Origin of the sequence: Variovorax sp. UMC13 (assembly GCF_014170375.1) — a bacterium.
GTDB lineage: Bacteria > Pseudomonadota > Gammaproteobacteria > Burkholderiales > Burkholderiaceae_C > Variovorax.
Genome location: NZ_LZZW01000024.1, coordinates 158,626 through 172,244, shown reverse-complemented (window position 1 = coordinate 172,244; position 13,619 = coordinate 158,626). Strand labels below are relative to the sequence as shown.

The 13,619-nt window shown below is 71.2% G+C and carries 13 protein-coding genes; 11 read left to right on the top strand and 2 right to left on the bottom strand.

Annotated features, from left to right (window positions below):
- The first annotated feature begins 25 nt into the window (after positions 1-25).
- From aroC to A9977_RS20090, 11 genes are all read left to right on the top strand, one after another.
- Positions 26-1,138, top strand: coding sequence for a chorismate synthase (aroC, locus tag A9977_RS20140; RefSeq protein ID WP_183026654.1), 1,113 nt, complete (start codon positions 26-28; stop codon positions 1,136-1,138).
- Positions 1,138-2,358: an MFS transporter gene (locus A9977_RS20135; RefSeq protein ID WP_183026653.1), complete on the top strand. Its 1,221-nt coding sequence runs from the start codon at positions 1,138-1,140 to the stop codon at positions 2,356-2,358. Before aroC ends, A9977_RS20135 begins: the two co-directional genes overlap by 1 nt.
- A 57-nt stretch (positions 2,359-2,415) precedes the next feature.
- On the top strand, positions 2,416-3,009 hold the full coding sequence (locus A9977_RS20130) for a rhomboid family intramembrane serine protease (RefSeq protein WP_183026652.1): 594 nt from the start codon (positions 2,416-2,418) through the stop codon (positions 3,007-3,009).
- Between the two features lie 53 nt (positions 3,010-3,062).
- Entirely contained in the window at positions 3,063-4,292 is a 1,230-nt protein-coding gene (pcaB, locus tag A9977_RS20125) for a 3-carboxy-cis,cis-muconate cycloisomerase (RefSeq protein ID WP_183026651.1), read from the top strand.
- Positions 4,289-4,726, top strand: coding sequence for a carboxymuconolactone decarboxylase family protein (locus A9977_RS20120; RefSeq protein WP_183026650.1), 438 nt, complete (start codon positions 4,289-4,291; stop codon positions 4,724-4,726). The genes pcaB and A9977_RS20120 overlap by 4 nt, the downstream gene beginning before the upstream one ends.
- Complete coding sequence (locus tag A9977_RS20115; protein ID WP_310936171.1) at positions 4,723-5,958, top strand: MFS transporter; 1,236 nt, start codon at positions 4,723-4,725, stop codon at positions 5,956-5,958. The genes A9977_RS20120 and A9977_RS20115 overlap by 4 nt, the downstream gene beginning before the upstream one ends.
- Complete coding sequence (locus tag A9977_RS20110; protein WP_183026649.1) at positions 5,955-6,719, top strand: alpha/beta fold hydrolase; 765 nt, start codon at positions 5,955-5,957, stop codon at positions 6,717-6,719. Before A9977_RS20115 ends, A9977_RS20110 begins: the two co-directional genes overlap by 4 nt.
- Before the next feature lie 31 nt (positions 6,720-6,750).
- Positions 6,751-8,049, top strand: a complete 1,299-nt coding sequence (locus A9977_RS20105; RefSeq protein WP_183026648.1) for a UDP-N-acetylglucosamine 1-carboxyvinyltransferase — start codon at positions 6,751-6,753, stop codon at positions 8,047-8,049.
- 96 nt (positions 8,050-8,145) lie between these two features.
- Complete coding sequence (locus A9977_RS20100) at positions 8,146-8,823, top strand: DsbA family oxidoreductase (protein WP_183026647.1); 678 nt, start codon at positions 8,146-8,148, stop codon at positions 8,821-8,823.
- 84 nt (positions 8,824-8,907) lie between these two features.
- Positions 8,908-10,461: a DUF1800 domain-containing protein gene (locus A9977_RS20095; RefSeq protein ID WP_183026646.1), complete on the top strand. Its 1,554-nt coding sequence runs from the start codon at positions 8,908-8,910 to the stop codon at positions 10,459-10,461.
- Positions 10,462-10,472: 11 nt separating this feature from the next.
- The gene (locus tag A9977_RS20090) at positions 10,473-11,699 is read left to right on the top strand and encodes a DUF1501 domain-containing protein (RefSeq protein WP_183026645.1); all 1,227 of its coding nucleotides are present in this window, start codon (positions 10,473-10,475) and stop codon (positions 11,697-11,699) included.
- 15 nt (positions 11,700-11,714) lie between these two features.
- Here A9977_RS20090 and A9977_RS20085 read toward each other — a convergent pair whose 3' ends face one another.
- Positions 11,715-12,893 (bottom strand): YgcG family protein, encoded by a 1,179-nt coding sequence (locus A9977_RS20085; RefSeq protein ID WP_183026644.1) that lies wholly within the window; start codon positions 12,891-12,893, stop codon positions 11,715-11,717.
- Between the two features lie 35 nt (positions 12,894-12,928).
- On the bottom strand, positions 12,929-13,567 hold the full coding sequence (locus A9977_RS20080) for a flavin reductase family protein (protein ID WP_183026643.1): 639 nt from the start codon (positions 13,565-13,567) through the stop codon (positions 12,929-12,931).
- Positions 13,568-13,619 lie beyond the last annotated feature (52 nt).

Genomic DNA, 13,619 nt, shown 5'->3' with positions numbered 1-13,619 from the left:
GCCATTGTGGGGATAATCCTCCGCCATGAGCGGCAACACTTTCGGCAATCTCTTCGCGGTCACCAACTTCGGTGAGTCGCACGGCCCGGCCATCGGCTGCGTGATCGACGGCTGTCCCCCCGGCATGGCCCTGACCGAGGCCGACATCCAGGGCGACCTCGACCGTCGCCGCCCCGGCACCAGCCGCCACGTCACGCAGCGCAACGAGCCCGACGCGGTGCAGATCCTGTCGGGCGTCTACCAGGGCAAGACCACCGGCACGCCGATCGCGCTGCTGATCCAGAACACCGACCAGCGCAGCAAGGACTACGGCGCCATCGCCGAGCAGTTCCGGCCCGGCCATGCCGACTTCACTTACTGGAAGAAGTACGGCATCCGCGATCCGCGCGGCGGTGGGCGCTCCTCGGCCCGGCTCACGGCGCCGATGGTGGCGGCCGGCGCGGTGGCCAAAAAATGGCTGTTCGAGAAGTACGGCACGGTGTTCCGCGGCTGCATGACGCAGATCGGCGAGACCGTGATTCCCTTCGAGGACTGGCAGCACGTGCCCAACAACCCCTTCTTCGCGCCCGTGGCCGACGTGTCGGCGCTCGAGGCCTACATGGACGCGCTGCGCAAGGCCGGCGACTCCTGCGGCGCACGCATCCGCGTGACCGCCTCGAAGGTGCCGGTCGGCCTGGGCGAGCCGCTGTTCGACAAGCTCGATGCCGACATCGCCTTCGCGATGATGGGCATCAACGCGGTCAAGGGCGTGGAGATCGGCGCCGGCTTCGCCAGCGTCGCGCAGCGCGGCACCACGCACGGCGATTCGATCCGGCCCGACGGCTTCGCGAGCAACAACGCAGGCGGCGTGCTCGGCGGCATCAGCACCGGGCAGGACCTGGAGGTGAGCATCGCGATCAAGCCGACCAGCTCGATCATCAGCCCGCGCCAGTCCATCGACGTGAACAACCAGCCGGTCGAGGTCGTGACCAAGGGCCGGCACGACCCCTGCGTGGGCATCCGCGCCACGCCGATCGCCGAGGCGATGCTGGCGCTGGTGGTGATGGAACATGCGCTGCGCCAGCGCGCACAGAACGGCGAAAAGGCCCCGGCCGACACCGAAGCACCCGCGGCACCGCTGCAGGCCTCCTTCCTCTAGTGGCCACCGCGCCACCCCCGCCGTCCCCCGCGGGGGGCCGCGGTCACCTGCTGGCGTTCGCCGCGCTGTCGGCGAGCTATTTCGCGCACATCGGCTTCTTCAACCCCTACCTGCCGCTGTGGCTCAAGGACCAGGGGCTGCCGATCTTCACCATCAGCCTGCTGGCGGCGGTGCAGTCCTTCACCCGCGTGTTCGCGCCCTATGCCTGGGGCGCGCTGAGCGACCACACCGGCGAGCGCGTGCGGCTGCTGCGCATCAGCGCGGCGATCGCGCTGGCCGTGTCCTTCGGCCTCTGGGTGCCGGGCAATGCCTGGTGGATCGGCTTCGTGCTGCTGCTGCTGTTCACCCACACCAGTTCGATGATGGGGCTGACCGAAGCCGCGATGGCGCAGCTGGTGGCGGGCGATTGGGGGCGCTATGGCCGGATCCGACTCTGGGGCTCGGCCGGCTTCCTGCTCACGGTCTCGGTCGCGGGCGAATGGTTCGATCGCTTCGGCATGGGCCACTTCCCCGCCTGGGCCGCGATCACGCTGGCGCTGGTGCTGTGGGCCGCCTGGCGCCTGCCCGACGTGCGCGAGCCGCCGGCCGCGCACGACGAGGCGCGCATGCCGGTCGGCCCGGTGCTGCGCCAGCCCGCGGTGCGCTGGTTCCTGGCCTCGCTGTGCCTGCACATCACGGCGCATTTCTCGATCTACGGCTTTCTCTCGCTCTACCTCGATTCGCTGGGCTACGGCAAGGGCGTGATCGGCGCGCTGTGGGCGCTGTCGATCGTGACCGAGGTCGGCTGGTTCTTCGTGCAGGGCCGGATCATCGGCCGCTTCCCGATGGCGCGCTGGCTGCTGATCTGCAGCGTGGTGGCGATCGCGCGCATGGCCCTCACCGGGGCGGCGGGGCAGTGGCTGTGGGCCATTGTGGTCGCGCAGCTGTTGCACGGCCTGAGCTTCGCGGCCCATCACACGACCTGCATCGCGCTGGTCACGCGCCATTTTCCGGGCCGGCTGCGCGGCCGCGGCCAGGCGCTGTTCACCGTGGTCGGCTACGGCATCGGCGGCGTGGCCGGCGTGCTGGCCGGCGGGGCGCTGGCCAGCCGCTTCGGCTTCGGCGCGATGTTCGCGGCCGCCTCGGTGCTCGCGGTGCTGGGCACGCTGTGCGCCTGGCGCATGGTGCTGGCCGAGGCGGGCACTTCGGGCCCGGCGCCGGAACCTCGCGCCGCGGCCTGAGTCGCACCGTGCGCCTTCTTCCCTGATCCAGACCCAGACCCCAGAAACGGAGCCCCGATGTTTGCCATGCCGCCCGCCACCCAGGCGCTGATCCTCAGCTGCGTGGTCGTTTTCCTGATGCAGTCGCTCGGCGTCGACGGCCTGGCGATGTTCGCGCTGTGGCCCGTCGATTCGGGCGGCTTCATGCCCTGGCAGGTGCTGAGCTACGCCTTCCTGCACGGCGGCATGTCGCACCTGGTGTTCAACATGTTCGGCCTGTTCATGTTCGGCGCCGAGCTCGAGCGCGTCTGGGGCCCGAAGCGCTTCCTGGTCTTCTACTTCGTGAGCGTGCTGTTCGCCGCGCTGGCCCAGCTCGCGGTCGCGGCCTGGAGCGGCAGCGGCGCGCCCACGGTGGGCGCCTCGGGCGGCCTGTTCGGCCTGCTGCTGGGCTTCGCGATGCTGTTCCCCCACCGCCGCATCGTGCCGCTGATCCCGCCGATCCCGATGCCGGCCTGGCTGTTCGTGCTGCTCTACGGCCTGATCGAACTGTTCCTGGGCGTGACCGGCAGCATGAGCGGCGTGGCGCATTTCGCGCACCTGGGCGGCATCCTGGGCGGCTGGCTCACGCTGCGCTACTGGCGCGGCCAGATTCCTTTCGGTACCCGACGCTGAGCAGGGGGCGGCGGCCCGCGTTCACAATGCGGGCACCCGAAACGCCTTCTTCCATGAGCATCTTCGACGCCCTTCTGTCCAACCCCGAGATCCAGGCGGTCTTCGAGGGCCCTTCGGTCGTCGGCGCGATGCTGCGCTTCGAGGCCGAACTGGCGCGCGCGCAAGCGGGCGTGGGCCTGGTCCCCGCGGCCGCGGCCGAAGCCATCGCCGCCTGCTGCGACCCCGCGCTGTTCGACCCCGCGCAGATCGCGCGCGACAGCGGCCGCGCCGGCAGCCTCGCGATCCCGCTGGTGCTGGCGCTCAAGGCCCGGGTGGCCGAGCGCCATCCCGAGGCCTTGCCCTTCGTGCACCTGGGCGGCACCAGCCAGGACGTGATCGACACCGCGCTGGCGCTGACGATGCGCGAGGCGCTGGCGCTGCTGGAAACCGATCTCGATGCCGCGATCGCGGCCTTGCTCGATCACGCGCACACCCATGCCGCCACACCCATGCTGGCGCGCACGCTGATGCAGCCGGCCTCGGTCACCAGCTTCGGCCTGGTGTGCGCGCAGTGGGCGGCGCCGCTGCTGCGCAGCCGCGAGCGCTTGCAGGAGATCGCGGCGCGCGCGCTGCAGCTGCAGCTGGGCGGCGCGGTCGGCACGCTGGCACAGATGAAAGGGCAGGGCGCCGCGGTGCGGGCCCGCCTCGCCGCCGCGCTGCAGCTGCGCGACCCCGGCGCCACCTGGCACACCCAGCGCGACGAGGCGGTGGCATTGGGCTGCGAACTGGGCCTGCTGGCCGGCAGCCTGGGCAAGATCGCGCTCGACCTGTCGCTGCTGGGCCAGTACGAGGTCGGCGAGGTCACCGAAGGCAGCGAGCCAGGCCGTGGCGGCTCCTCGGCCATGCCGCACAAGCGCAATCCCGTGGCCTCGATGGTCGCGCTGGCCGCCGCGCAACGCGCGCCGCAGCAGGTCGCGGCGCTGCTGGCCGCGATGTCGCAGCAGCACCAGCGCGCGCTGGGCCCCTGGCAGGCCGAACTGGCGGCCTGGCCGCAGCTCTGGACCACGGTGCAGGGCGCAACTCGCGCCCTGGCCGGCGCGCTGCCGCGGCTGCAGGTCGATGCCGCGCGGATGCGCGCCCAGATCGACCGGCTGCGCGCCGAACTCCCGCCCGAGGCCGCCGACGAATGGTTCGACCCGGCGCTGGCCGAGGGCGCCGCCGAGATCGCCCGCGCGCAGCTGCAGGACCTGCGGGGCCGCCTCGACACCCTTCGCGCACCCACTTCCAAGGACGTTTCGCCATGAGCGACGACAGCATCTCTTCCCCTTCTTCCGCGCCGAGCGACTACGAGCGCGGCCTGCTGCAGCGCCGCCGCGTGCTGGGCGATGCCTGGGTCGACCAGTCGCTGGCCAAGCGCACCGACTTCAACGCCGAGTTCCAGGAACTCATCACGCGCCATGCCTGGAACGACATCTGGGGCCGGCCCGCGCTGGGCGACAAGACGCGCCGCTACATGGTGCTGTCGATGATGCTGGGCACCCATGCCTACGAGGAGTTCGCGATGCACGTGCGCTCCGCGCTCGACGGCCCGCCCGAGTCGCGGCTCACGCCCGACGACATCAAGGAAGTGCTGATGATGGCGGCCATCTACTGCGGCGTGCCGGTGGCCAACCATGGCTTCGGCATCGCGACCGCGATCCTGCGCGAAAAAGGCCTGCTCTCGGACCTGCCGAAGTGAGTGCGGCCGCGGGCGCCCCCCCTTCGGCGCCATCGCCGGCGATCTCCTTCGCGCTGCTGCTGCCGCTGCTGCTCGCGGCCCAGCCCGTGGCCACCGACAGCTACCTGCCGGCCCTGCCCGAGATCGCGCGCGACCTGGGCTCGGCCAGCGCCAGCCTGACCGCCTTCGTGCTGGCCTTCGGCTTCGCGCAGCTGGCCTGCGGCCCGCTGGCCGACCGCATCGGTCGCCGGCCGGTGCTGCTGGGCGGCCTTGCCCTCTACGCGCTGGCCTCGGCCGGCGGCGTGTTCGCGCCCAGCATGGCCTGGCTGGTGGCGCTGCGCGTGCTGCACGGCTTCGCGATGGCCGCGATCCTGGTCTGCGCGCGCGCCGCGGTGCGCGACCTGTACCCGGCGCACGAGGGCCCGCACATCATGGCGCGCGGCCTCACGGGCCTGGGCATCGTCGCGCTGTTCGCGCCGGTGATGGGCGCCTTCGCGGTCGAGGAACTGGGCTGGCGCTGGGTGCTGGGCGGCATGGCCGTCTATGCGCTGGTGCTGTGGGCGATGTGCCACCGCTGGTTCGGCGAGACGCTGCGGCCCCCGGTGGCCGGGGCGGCCGCCGCGCCCAAGGGAAGCCTGCGCGAGGTGTTCGCCAGCGCAAGCTTTCGCGCCTGGGCCTCGGTCGCGGCCAGCACCTACGCGGGCATCTTCTCCTTCCTGCTGCTGTCGCCCATGGTCTACATCGGCTACCTCGGGCTCACGCCGATCCAGTACGGCTGGATCCCCGCGGGCGGCTCGCTGGTCTACATCTTCAGCACCACGATGTGCCGACGCCTGCTGCGCCGGCGCGGCGCGGTGCGCACCGTGCAACTGGGCGCCACGCTGAGCCTGGCCGGCCCGCTGCTGGCGGCGCTGGGCTGCTGGCTGCTGCCGCTGTCGGTCTGGCCGCTGCTGCTGGGCCACGGCGTCTATTGCCTGGGCCACGGCATCCATCAACCCTGCGGCCAGGCCGGCGCGGTGGGCGACCTGCCGCACCTGGCCGGGCGCGCGGTGTCGTGGTCGGGCTTCGGCATGATGGTGGCGGGTTTCGTGGTCGGGCAGACCGCCGCCACCTTCATCGACCCGGCCTCGTCCAACGGCGCCTGGCCGATGGTGGTGCCGATGGCGCTGGCCGGCGCCTCGCTGATGCTCATCGCCTTCTTCTGGCTGCCCCGGCTGCCTGTCACCTCCGTCCGTAAAGAGATCGCACCATGATTCCATTGAATGTCCTGCGCGAAGGCGAAGGCCCGATCGTCGTGCTGAGCCATGCGCTCGGCTGCAACCTGCACATGTGGGACGGCGTGGCCGCGCTGCTGGCGCGTGCCCACACCGTGATCCGCTACGACCACCGCCACCACGGCGGCTCGGCCTCACCGGCGGCGCCGTTCTCCGTCGAGGCCCTGGCCGACGACGCGGCCGCGCTGATCGAGCGCGAGGCCGGCGGCGAGCCGGTGCATTTCGTCGGCCTGTCGATGGGCGGCATGACCGCGCAGGCGCTGGCCCTGCAGCGGCCCGAGCTGCTGCGCGACGTGGTCATCGCGAACTCGAGCGCGCACTATCCCGACGTCTCGACCTGGCAGGCCCGCGTGGCGCGCGTGCAGGCCCACGGCGTGCAGGACATCGCCGACGGCGCGGTCGAGCGCTGGCTCACGCCCGCCTGGCGCGCCACGCCCGAAGGCACGGCCGCGGCCGCCGCGCTGCGCAGCATGCTGGTGGCCACCGATGCGGCCGGCTACGTCGAGAGCTGCAAGGCCGTGGCCGGCATCGACTTCCGTGCCAGCAACCGCCGCATCACGGTGCCGACGCTGGTGATCGACGGCGCGCAGGACCTGGCCACGCCGCCCGCGATGTCGGCGCAGATCGCCGAAGCCATCCCGCACGCGAAGCGCGCGAGCATCGATGCGGCGCATGTGAGCGCGGTCGAAAAGCCCGTCGAGTTCGTGACCCTTCTGACCGATTTCTGGCGCAGCCTCTGAGCCGGCGCGCCTTCACTTTTCCCTTAGTCCCATGTCCAACCTCATCGTCCACGGCGGCCGCCCGCTCAGCGGCCGCATCACGCCCTCGGCCAACAAGAACGCCGTGCTGCCGGTGCTCTGCGCCACCTTGCTCAGCACCGAGCCGCTGCGGCTGCTGGGCGTGCCCGACATCACCGACGTGCGCAAGATCCTCGACATCTTCCGCACGCTGGGCAGCCAGGTCGAGATGGACCATGCGAGCGGCACGCTGCAGCTGCACCATCGCGAGACCACCTTCGATGCGGTGCGCCACCGGCTGCCCGAGGAGATGCGCTCGTCGATCATGCTGGTGCCGCCGTTGCTGGCACGCTTCGGCGTGGCGCGGCTCGAGGACAACGTCAAGGGCTGCACGCTGGGCGTGCGCGAGATCGATCCGCACGTCGAGGTGTTCCGGCACTTCGGTGCCGAGGTCGAGCGCGCCGACGGTTCGCTGATCGTGCGCGCGGGGCCGCTGCGGCCGGTGGACCACTGGCTCGACTACGCCTCGGTCACCACCACCGAGAACTTCGTGCTCTGCGCCTCGGCGGCCGAGGGCACCTCGACGCTGACCAACGCCGCGTCCGAGCCGCATGTGCAGGAGTTCTGCCGCTTCATGGTCGCGCTCGGCGCGCGCATCGAGGGCATCGGCACCTCGCGGCTCACCGTGCATGGAGGGGTCCGGCTGGGCGGCGGCGAGTTCCGCTTCGACGAGGACTTCCACGAGATCACCACCTTCCTCGCGCTGGGCGCAATCACCGGCGGCGATGTGGTGGTGCGCAATACCGCGCCCGGCAACTTCCCGCTGATCGACCGCACCTTCGCCAAGTTCGGCGTCAAGATCACCCATGAAGACGGCTGGTCGCGCGCCAGCACGCCGGGCGCGCTGCGCGTGCAGACGCCCTTCACCAGCAACGTGCTGACCAAGGTCGAGGCCGCGCCCTGGCCCTACTTCCCGGTCGACCTGCTGCCGATCTTCATCGCGCTGGGCGTGCGGGCGCAGGGCAACGCGATGTTCTGGAACAAGGTCTACGACGGCGCGCTGGGCTGGACCGGCGAGCTGTCGAAGTTCGGTGCCCATGTGTTCTCGTCCGACCCGCACCGGCTCATCACCTTCGGCGGCGGACCGCTGACGCCGGCGGTGGTCGAGAGCCCCTACATCATCCGGGTGGCGATCGCGCTGTTCATGGTGGCCGCCAGCATCGAGGGCCGCTCCGAGATCCGCAACGCCACGCCGATCCGCCGCGCCCACCCGCATTTCGTCGAGAACCTGCGCAGCCTGGGCGTGCAGGTGGAGTGGACCAGCGAGGAATGACCCGCTGCGGCGGTGGGGTGATCGCCCGGGCCCCCGGCAGCGGCGGCGTACCTCGCGCCATCATGGCGGCTTGTCCCTGCCTGGAAGAGCCCGCCGATGACCGCCCGCCTCAAGATCGATTTCGTTTCCGATGTGTCCTGCCCCTGGTGCGCCATCGGCCTGACCGCGCTGGAAAGCGCGCTGGCGCGGGTCGCGCCCGAGGTCACGGCCGAACTGCATTTCCAGCCTTTCGAGCTCAACCCGCAGATGGCGCGCGAGGGTGAGGACACCATCGAGCACCTGACGCGCAAGTACGGCATCTCGGCCGAGCAGGCGCAGACCAACGCCGAGGCGATCCGCCAACGCGGCGCCGCGGTCGGCTTCACCTTCGGCCAGGGCAAGCGCAAGCGCATCTGGAACACCTTCGACGCGCACCGGCTGCTGCACTGGGCCGAGCTCGAGGGCGAAGCGCAGCAGAAGGCGCTCAAGAAGCGGCTGCTGCAGGCCTACTTCACCGATGGCGAGAACCCTTCCGACATCGAGGTGCTGCTGCGCGCCGTGACCGAGGTCGGCCTCGACCCGGTGCGCGCCCGCGCGATCCTCGAGAGCGACGAATACGCCGAGGAAACCCGCCAGCGCGAGCAGCTCTACACCGAGGCCGGCATCCGCTCGGTGCCCGCGATCATCATCAATGACCAGCACCTGATCTCGGGCGGCCAGCCGGTCGAGGTGTTCGAGCGCGCGCTGCGGCAGATCGCCGGCGAGGCGACGGCGCACAAGACCCTGCAGGCCTGAGCCGGCGACGGCTTGTCACCGGGCTTCACCGGGCGTTGACATGGCCGTGTCAACCTGAGCGATGTGCGAAAGGTTGAGTACGGCATGCCATCGATCCGTCTGTCGATTTTCCGTCCGGGCGTCGCGCTCGCGGCCGTGCTGCTCGCCGCCTGCGGCACGGTGCCCGTGCCCCGGCTGGCCGCCGACCCCGTCGATGCGGCAGCCCGGCTGCAATGGCTGGACCGCGTGAGCTGGGGCGCGAACCCGGCCGATGCGCAGACGGTCGAAGCCATGGGCGTGCCGCGCTGGCTCGGCGCGCAACTGCACCCGGGCCCGGCCGTGCTGCCGGCCGCCGCGCAGGCCCAGATCGATGCGATGCGCATCAGCACCACGCCGATCGACCGCCTGGCGCGCGAACTCGAGGCCCAGCGCAAGGCCGCCGAGGCGCTGAGCGACGACGACGCCAAGACCGCGGCGCGCCAGGCCTACCAGCAGGCGCTCAACCAATTGAGCCGCGAGGCGCAGCAGCGCTTTTTGCTGCGCGCGCTCTATTCGCCCAACCAGCTGCAGGAGCAGATGACCTGGTTCTGGACGAACCACTTCAACGTGAGCACGCGCAAGGGCGGCTTGCGCGAACTGGTCGGCGACTACGAGGAGGCGGCCATCCGCCCGCACGCACTGGGCCGCTTTCGCGACCTGCTGGGCGCCACGGTGCGGCATCCCGCGATGCTGCGCTACCTCGACAACGCGCAGAACGCGGGCGGGCGGCTCAACGAGAACTACGCGCGCGAGCTGATGGAACTGCACACGCTGGGCGTGGGCAGCGGCTATTCGCAGGCCGACGTGCAGTCGCTGGCACGCGTGCTCAGCGGCCTGGGCGTGACCCTGCGCGACGACGGCCCGCCGCCGCGTCTGCCTGTTGCCCAGCAGGCCGCCTATGTGCGCCAGGGTCTGTTCGAGTTCAACCCCGCGCGGCACGACGAGGGCGCCAAGACCCTGCTGGGTGCGCCGATCACGCAGCGCGGGCTGGCCGAAGCCGACGAAGCGCTCGACCGCCTGGCGCGGGCCCCGGCCACCGCGCGCTTCGTCTCGCGCAAGCTGGCGATCTACTTCGTGGCCGATGCACCGCCGCCCGCGCTGGTCGAGCGCATGAGCGCGACCTTCCTGCGCAGCGACGGCGACATCGCCGCGGTGCTGACCACGCTGTTCGAATCGCCCGAGTTCGCGGCCTCGCTGGGCCGCAAGTTCCGCGACCCGGTGCATTACGTGGTCGGCGGCGTGCGCCTGGCCTATGGCGACCGGGTGGTGTCCGACGTGGCGCCGATGCTGGGCTGGCTCAACCGCATGGGGCAGCCGCTCTACGGCCACGAGACGCCCGACGGCTATGCGCTCACGCAGGACGCCTGGGCCAGCGCCGGCCAGATGGCCACGCGCTTCGAGATCGCACGGGCCATCGGCGCCAGCGGCGCGGTGCTGTTCCGCGCCGGCGACAAGGCGCCGCTGGAGAAGCCGCCGTACCCGGCGCTGGCCGCCTCGCCGGTGGTGCGCACGGAGATGGCGGCGCTGAGCCAGGCCACGCGCGCGGCACTGGCGCAGGCGGGCTCGCCGCCCGACTGGAACACCTTCTTTCTCGCGTCCCCCGAGTTCAACCATCGTTGAAAGGACTCGCCATGCAACGCCGTGATCTGTTGAAGATGCTGGCCGCCGCCGCACCGCTGGCCGGTGGCGCGGGCCGCCTGATGGCCGCGCCCGCGGCGGAGGGCGCCAAGCTGCTGGTGGTGTTCCTGCGCGGCGCCTACGACTGCGCCAACCTGCTGGTGCCGATCTCGGGCGCGGCCGGCGACTTCTACCGCGCTTCGCGCCCCGGCATTGCGGTGCCGCGGCCGGGCGAGGCCAACGGCGCGCTGGCGCTCGACGCCGACTGGGGCCTGCACCCCGCGCTGGCGTCCAGCGTGATGCCGCTGTTCCAGAAGAAGCAGGCGGCCTTCATTCCCTTTGCCGGCACCGACGACCTCACGCGCAGCCACTTCGAGACGCAGGATTCGATCGAGCTCGGCCAGGCGCTCGACCGCCGTCGCGACTACCGCTCGGGCTTCCTCAACCGGCTGGCCGGCGTGCTGGGCGCGGGCCCGCTCACGGCGGTGTCGCCCATCGCCTTCACCGACCAGTTGCCGATCTCGCTGCGCGGCGATGCGCAGGCCGCCAACATGGCGCTGGGCAACGTCGGCCGCCAGGGCATCGACGCGCGCCAGAGCCAGGTGATCGAATCGATGTACCGCGGCACCGCGCTTGCCCAGCCCGTGGCCGAGGGCTTCGCGGTGCGCGACGAGGTGCTGCGCGCGGTCAAGGCCGAGATGGACGCGGCCAGCCGCAATGCGATGACGGCCAAGGGCTTCGAACTCGTGGCCCAGCGCATGGCGCGCTTGATGCAGGAGCGCTTCGACCTCGGCTTCGTCGACGTCGGCGGCTGGGACACGCACGTGGGGCAGGGCGCGGGCACCGGCTACCTCGCCAACCGCTTCGAGGAACTGGGCCGCGGCCTGGCCGGTTTTGCCGATGCGATGGGCGAGAGCGCCTGGCGCGACACCGTGGTGGTGGTGATCAGCGAGTTCGGCCGCACCTTCCGCGAGAACGGCAACAAGGGCACCGACCACGGGCACGGCACGGTCTACTGGGTGCTGGGCGGCGGGCTGGATGCACAGGCGGGCGGCCGCGTGGTGGGCGAACAGCTCGCGCTCACGCAGCCCGCGGCGCTGTTCCAGAACCGCGACCACCCGGTGCTCAACGAGTACCGCGCGGTCTTCGCCGGCCTGTTCGCGCGCATGTACGGGCTGTCGCCCGCGCAGCTCGACCATGTGTTCGGCGGCGTGAGCGCGAAGGACCTGCGGCTGGTCTGATCCGGCGGCCGCGGTCTACCAGCTGCCCGACGCGCCGCCGCCGCTGCTCGAGCCGCCACTGCTGCTGCTGCTGCTCGACGAGCTGCTGCTGGACGAGGAGGAGCTGGACGAACTGGAGCTGCTCCAGCCGCTGTCGGAATCGTCGTCGCCGTCGCTGCTGCCGCCGACGCTGCCCGGAAAGAAGGCGAACAGCATCGAGATGCCGAAGGCCATCGCCGCCGGAATCCACTCGCCGGGGTTCTCCCAGGCGACGTAGGCGGTCAGGCCCAGCACGATCGCCCAGCGGATGGCGAAGGAAGCGAAGCCCTGGCGCCAAGCCATGCGCATGCCCACGGCGACCAGGGTCAGCAGGAACAGCGCGACGGCGCTGCCCAGCACCACGCCGATGCCGGTCAGCGTCTCGCTGCCGCCGAAGTGCATCACCGATGCGGTGATCACGCCGGCGAGCAGGCCGAGGCCCGCGAAGAGGCGCCGCGCGAAACGCCAGCGCCAACTGGCCGCGCCGATGGCGGTGAGCAGCACCGCGATGAAGGCCCAGCCGAAGGGCGTGACGCCCGAGCGGGTCTCGACCTCGACCTCGTAGGGCTCGCCCGGTGTGTCGATCACCTCGCCGAGCTGCGGGTCCTGGCCCATGGCCGAGGGCGGCACCACGAAGCCGCCGCCCAGACGCTCGATGAGTGCATCGACGGCGCCGTCGATGCCGCCGTAGTAATCCTGCTGCTTGAAGCGCGGCATCATCTGCTGGTCGACGATGCGGCCCGCCAGCACGTCGGGCACCTGGCCCTCGAGCCCCTGGCCGACCTCGATGCGCATGCGCCGGTCCTTCAAGGCGACCAGCAGCAGCAGGCCGTCGTTGTCCTTGGCGCTGCCCAGCTTCCAGCTGTCGAACACGCGGGTGGCGAAGGACTCGATGCTGTCCTCGCCGGTGGTCGGCACCACCAGCACCGCGAGCTGGGCCTGGTGGTCACGTTGGAAGTCATCGAGCTTCTCTCGCAGCGCGGCGACCTGGTTCGGGTTCAGCGTGCCCGTGAGGTCGGTCACCAGCGACTGCCGCGCCGGCACCGCGATGCGCTTGGCCGCAGCCGGCAAGGGCAGCACCCACACGCACAGGGCGAGCAGCAAGGACAAGGCCATGCCGGCTGGCGTGCCCCACGGACGGTGCGCGGGCGCACGGCAGGCGGAAGAGGAATGCATGGCCCGATGCTAGCGGCAGCGGCCCGGGCGCCTTGTCAGACGGGGTCCATCGGCGCCACCGCGGTGCCGGGGGCGCTGGCGATGTCCTCGATCGCAAAACGCTCGCGCGTGCGCGTGTAGAAACTCGCACCGAAGCGCGCCACCGGCAGGTAGTGCTCGAGCCGCACGCGCCAGGTGTCGGTGTCGATCAGTTCGTCGCGCGCATGCATCCAGCGCACCTGGCCGATGAAGACCTGACGGCTCGCGGTCTCCATGGTCTCGAACAGCGTGCACTCGAAGGCCACCGGCGCCTCGGCGATGCGCGGCGGCGCGACCACCTTGCTGGGCAGCGCGGTGAAGCCGACCACGTCGAGCTCGCTCACATGGGGCGGGTGGTGCTCGCCACAGCGGTGCATCTGCGCGGCGATGGCTTCGTCGGCCATGTGCACCACGAACTCGCCGGTGCGCACGATGTTGAGCGCCGTGTCCTTGAGCGAGGCGTCGTCGCGCCGGTTGAGGCTGATCATCACGATCGGCGGCTCCTCGCCGACCATGTTGAACATGCTGAAGGGGGCGGCATTGACGGTGCCGTCGGGCCCGAGCGTGGTGACCAGCGCGATCGGCCGCGGCACGATCAGGCTGGCCATGAGCTTGTAGCGCTGGTACTCGGTGAGCTGGGAGAAGTCGATGTCCATGGCGGCGGGTGCGAAGGGGTTGCGGGCATTGTGCCGCCAAGCCCCAAGCACT

What these genes read in the sequence shown, in the direction of transcription:
- aroC (WP_183026654.1), top strand. Translation starts at nt 26, where the DNA reads ATGAGCGGCAACACTTTCGGCAATCTCTTCGCGGTCACCAACTTCGGT.
- A9977_RS20130 (WP_183026652.1), top strand. Translation starts at nt 2,416, where the DNA reads ATGTTTGCCATGCCGCCCGCCACCCAGGCGCTGATCCTCAGCTGCGTG.
- pcaB (WP_183026651.1), top strand. Translation starts at nt 3,063, where the DNA reads ATGAGCATCTTCGACGCCCTTCTGTCCAACCCCGAGATCCAGGCGGTC.
- A9977_RS20120 (WP_183026650.1), top strand. Translation starts at nt 4,289, where the DNA reads ATGAGCGACGACAGCATCTCTTCCCCTTCTTCCGCGCCGAGCGACTAC.
- A9977_RS20110 (WP_183026649.1), top strand. Translation starts at nt 5,955, where the DNA reads ATGATTCCATTGAATGTCCTGCGCGAAGGCGAAGGCCCGATCGTCGTG.
- A9977_RS20105 (WP_183026648.1), top strand. Translation starts at nt 6,751, where the DNA reads ATGTCCAACCTCATCGTCCACGGCGGCCGCCCGCTCAGCGGCCGCATC.
- A9977_RS20100 (WP_183026647.1), top strand. Translation starts at nt 8,146, where the DNA reads ATGACCGCCCGCCTCAAGATCGATTTCGTTTCCGATGTGTCCTGCCCC.
- A9977_RS20095 (WP_183026646.1), top strand. Translation starts at nt 8,908, where the DNA reads ATGCCATCGATCCGTCTGTCGATTTTCCGTCCGGGCGTCGCGCTCGCG.
- A9977_RS20090 (WP_183026645.1), top strand. Translation starts at nt 10,473, where the DNA reads ATGCAACGCCGTGATCTGTTGAAGATGCTGGCCGCCGCCGCACCGCTG.
- A9977_RS20085 (WP_183026644.1), bottom strand. Translation starts at nt 12,893, where the DNA reads ATGCATTCCTCTTCCGCCTGCCGTGCGCCCGCGCACCGTCCGTGGGGC.
- A9977_RS20080 (WP_183026643.1), bottom strand. Translation starts at nt 13,567, where the DNA reads ATGGACATCGACTTCTCCCAGCTCACCGAGTACCAGCGCTACAAGCTC.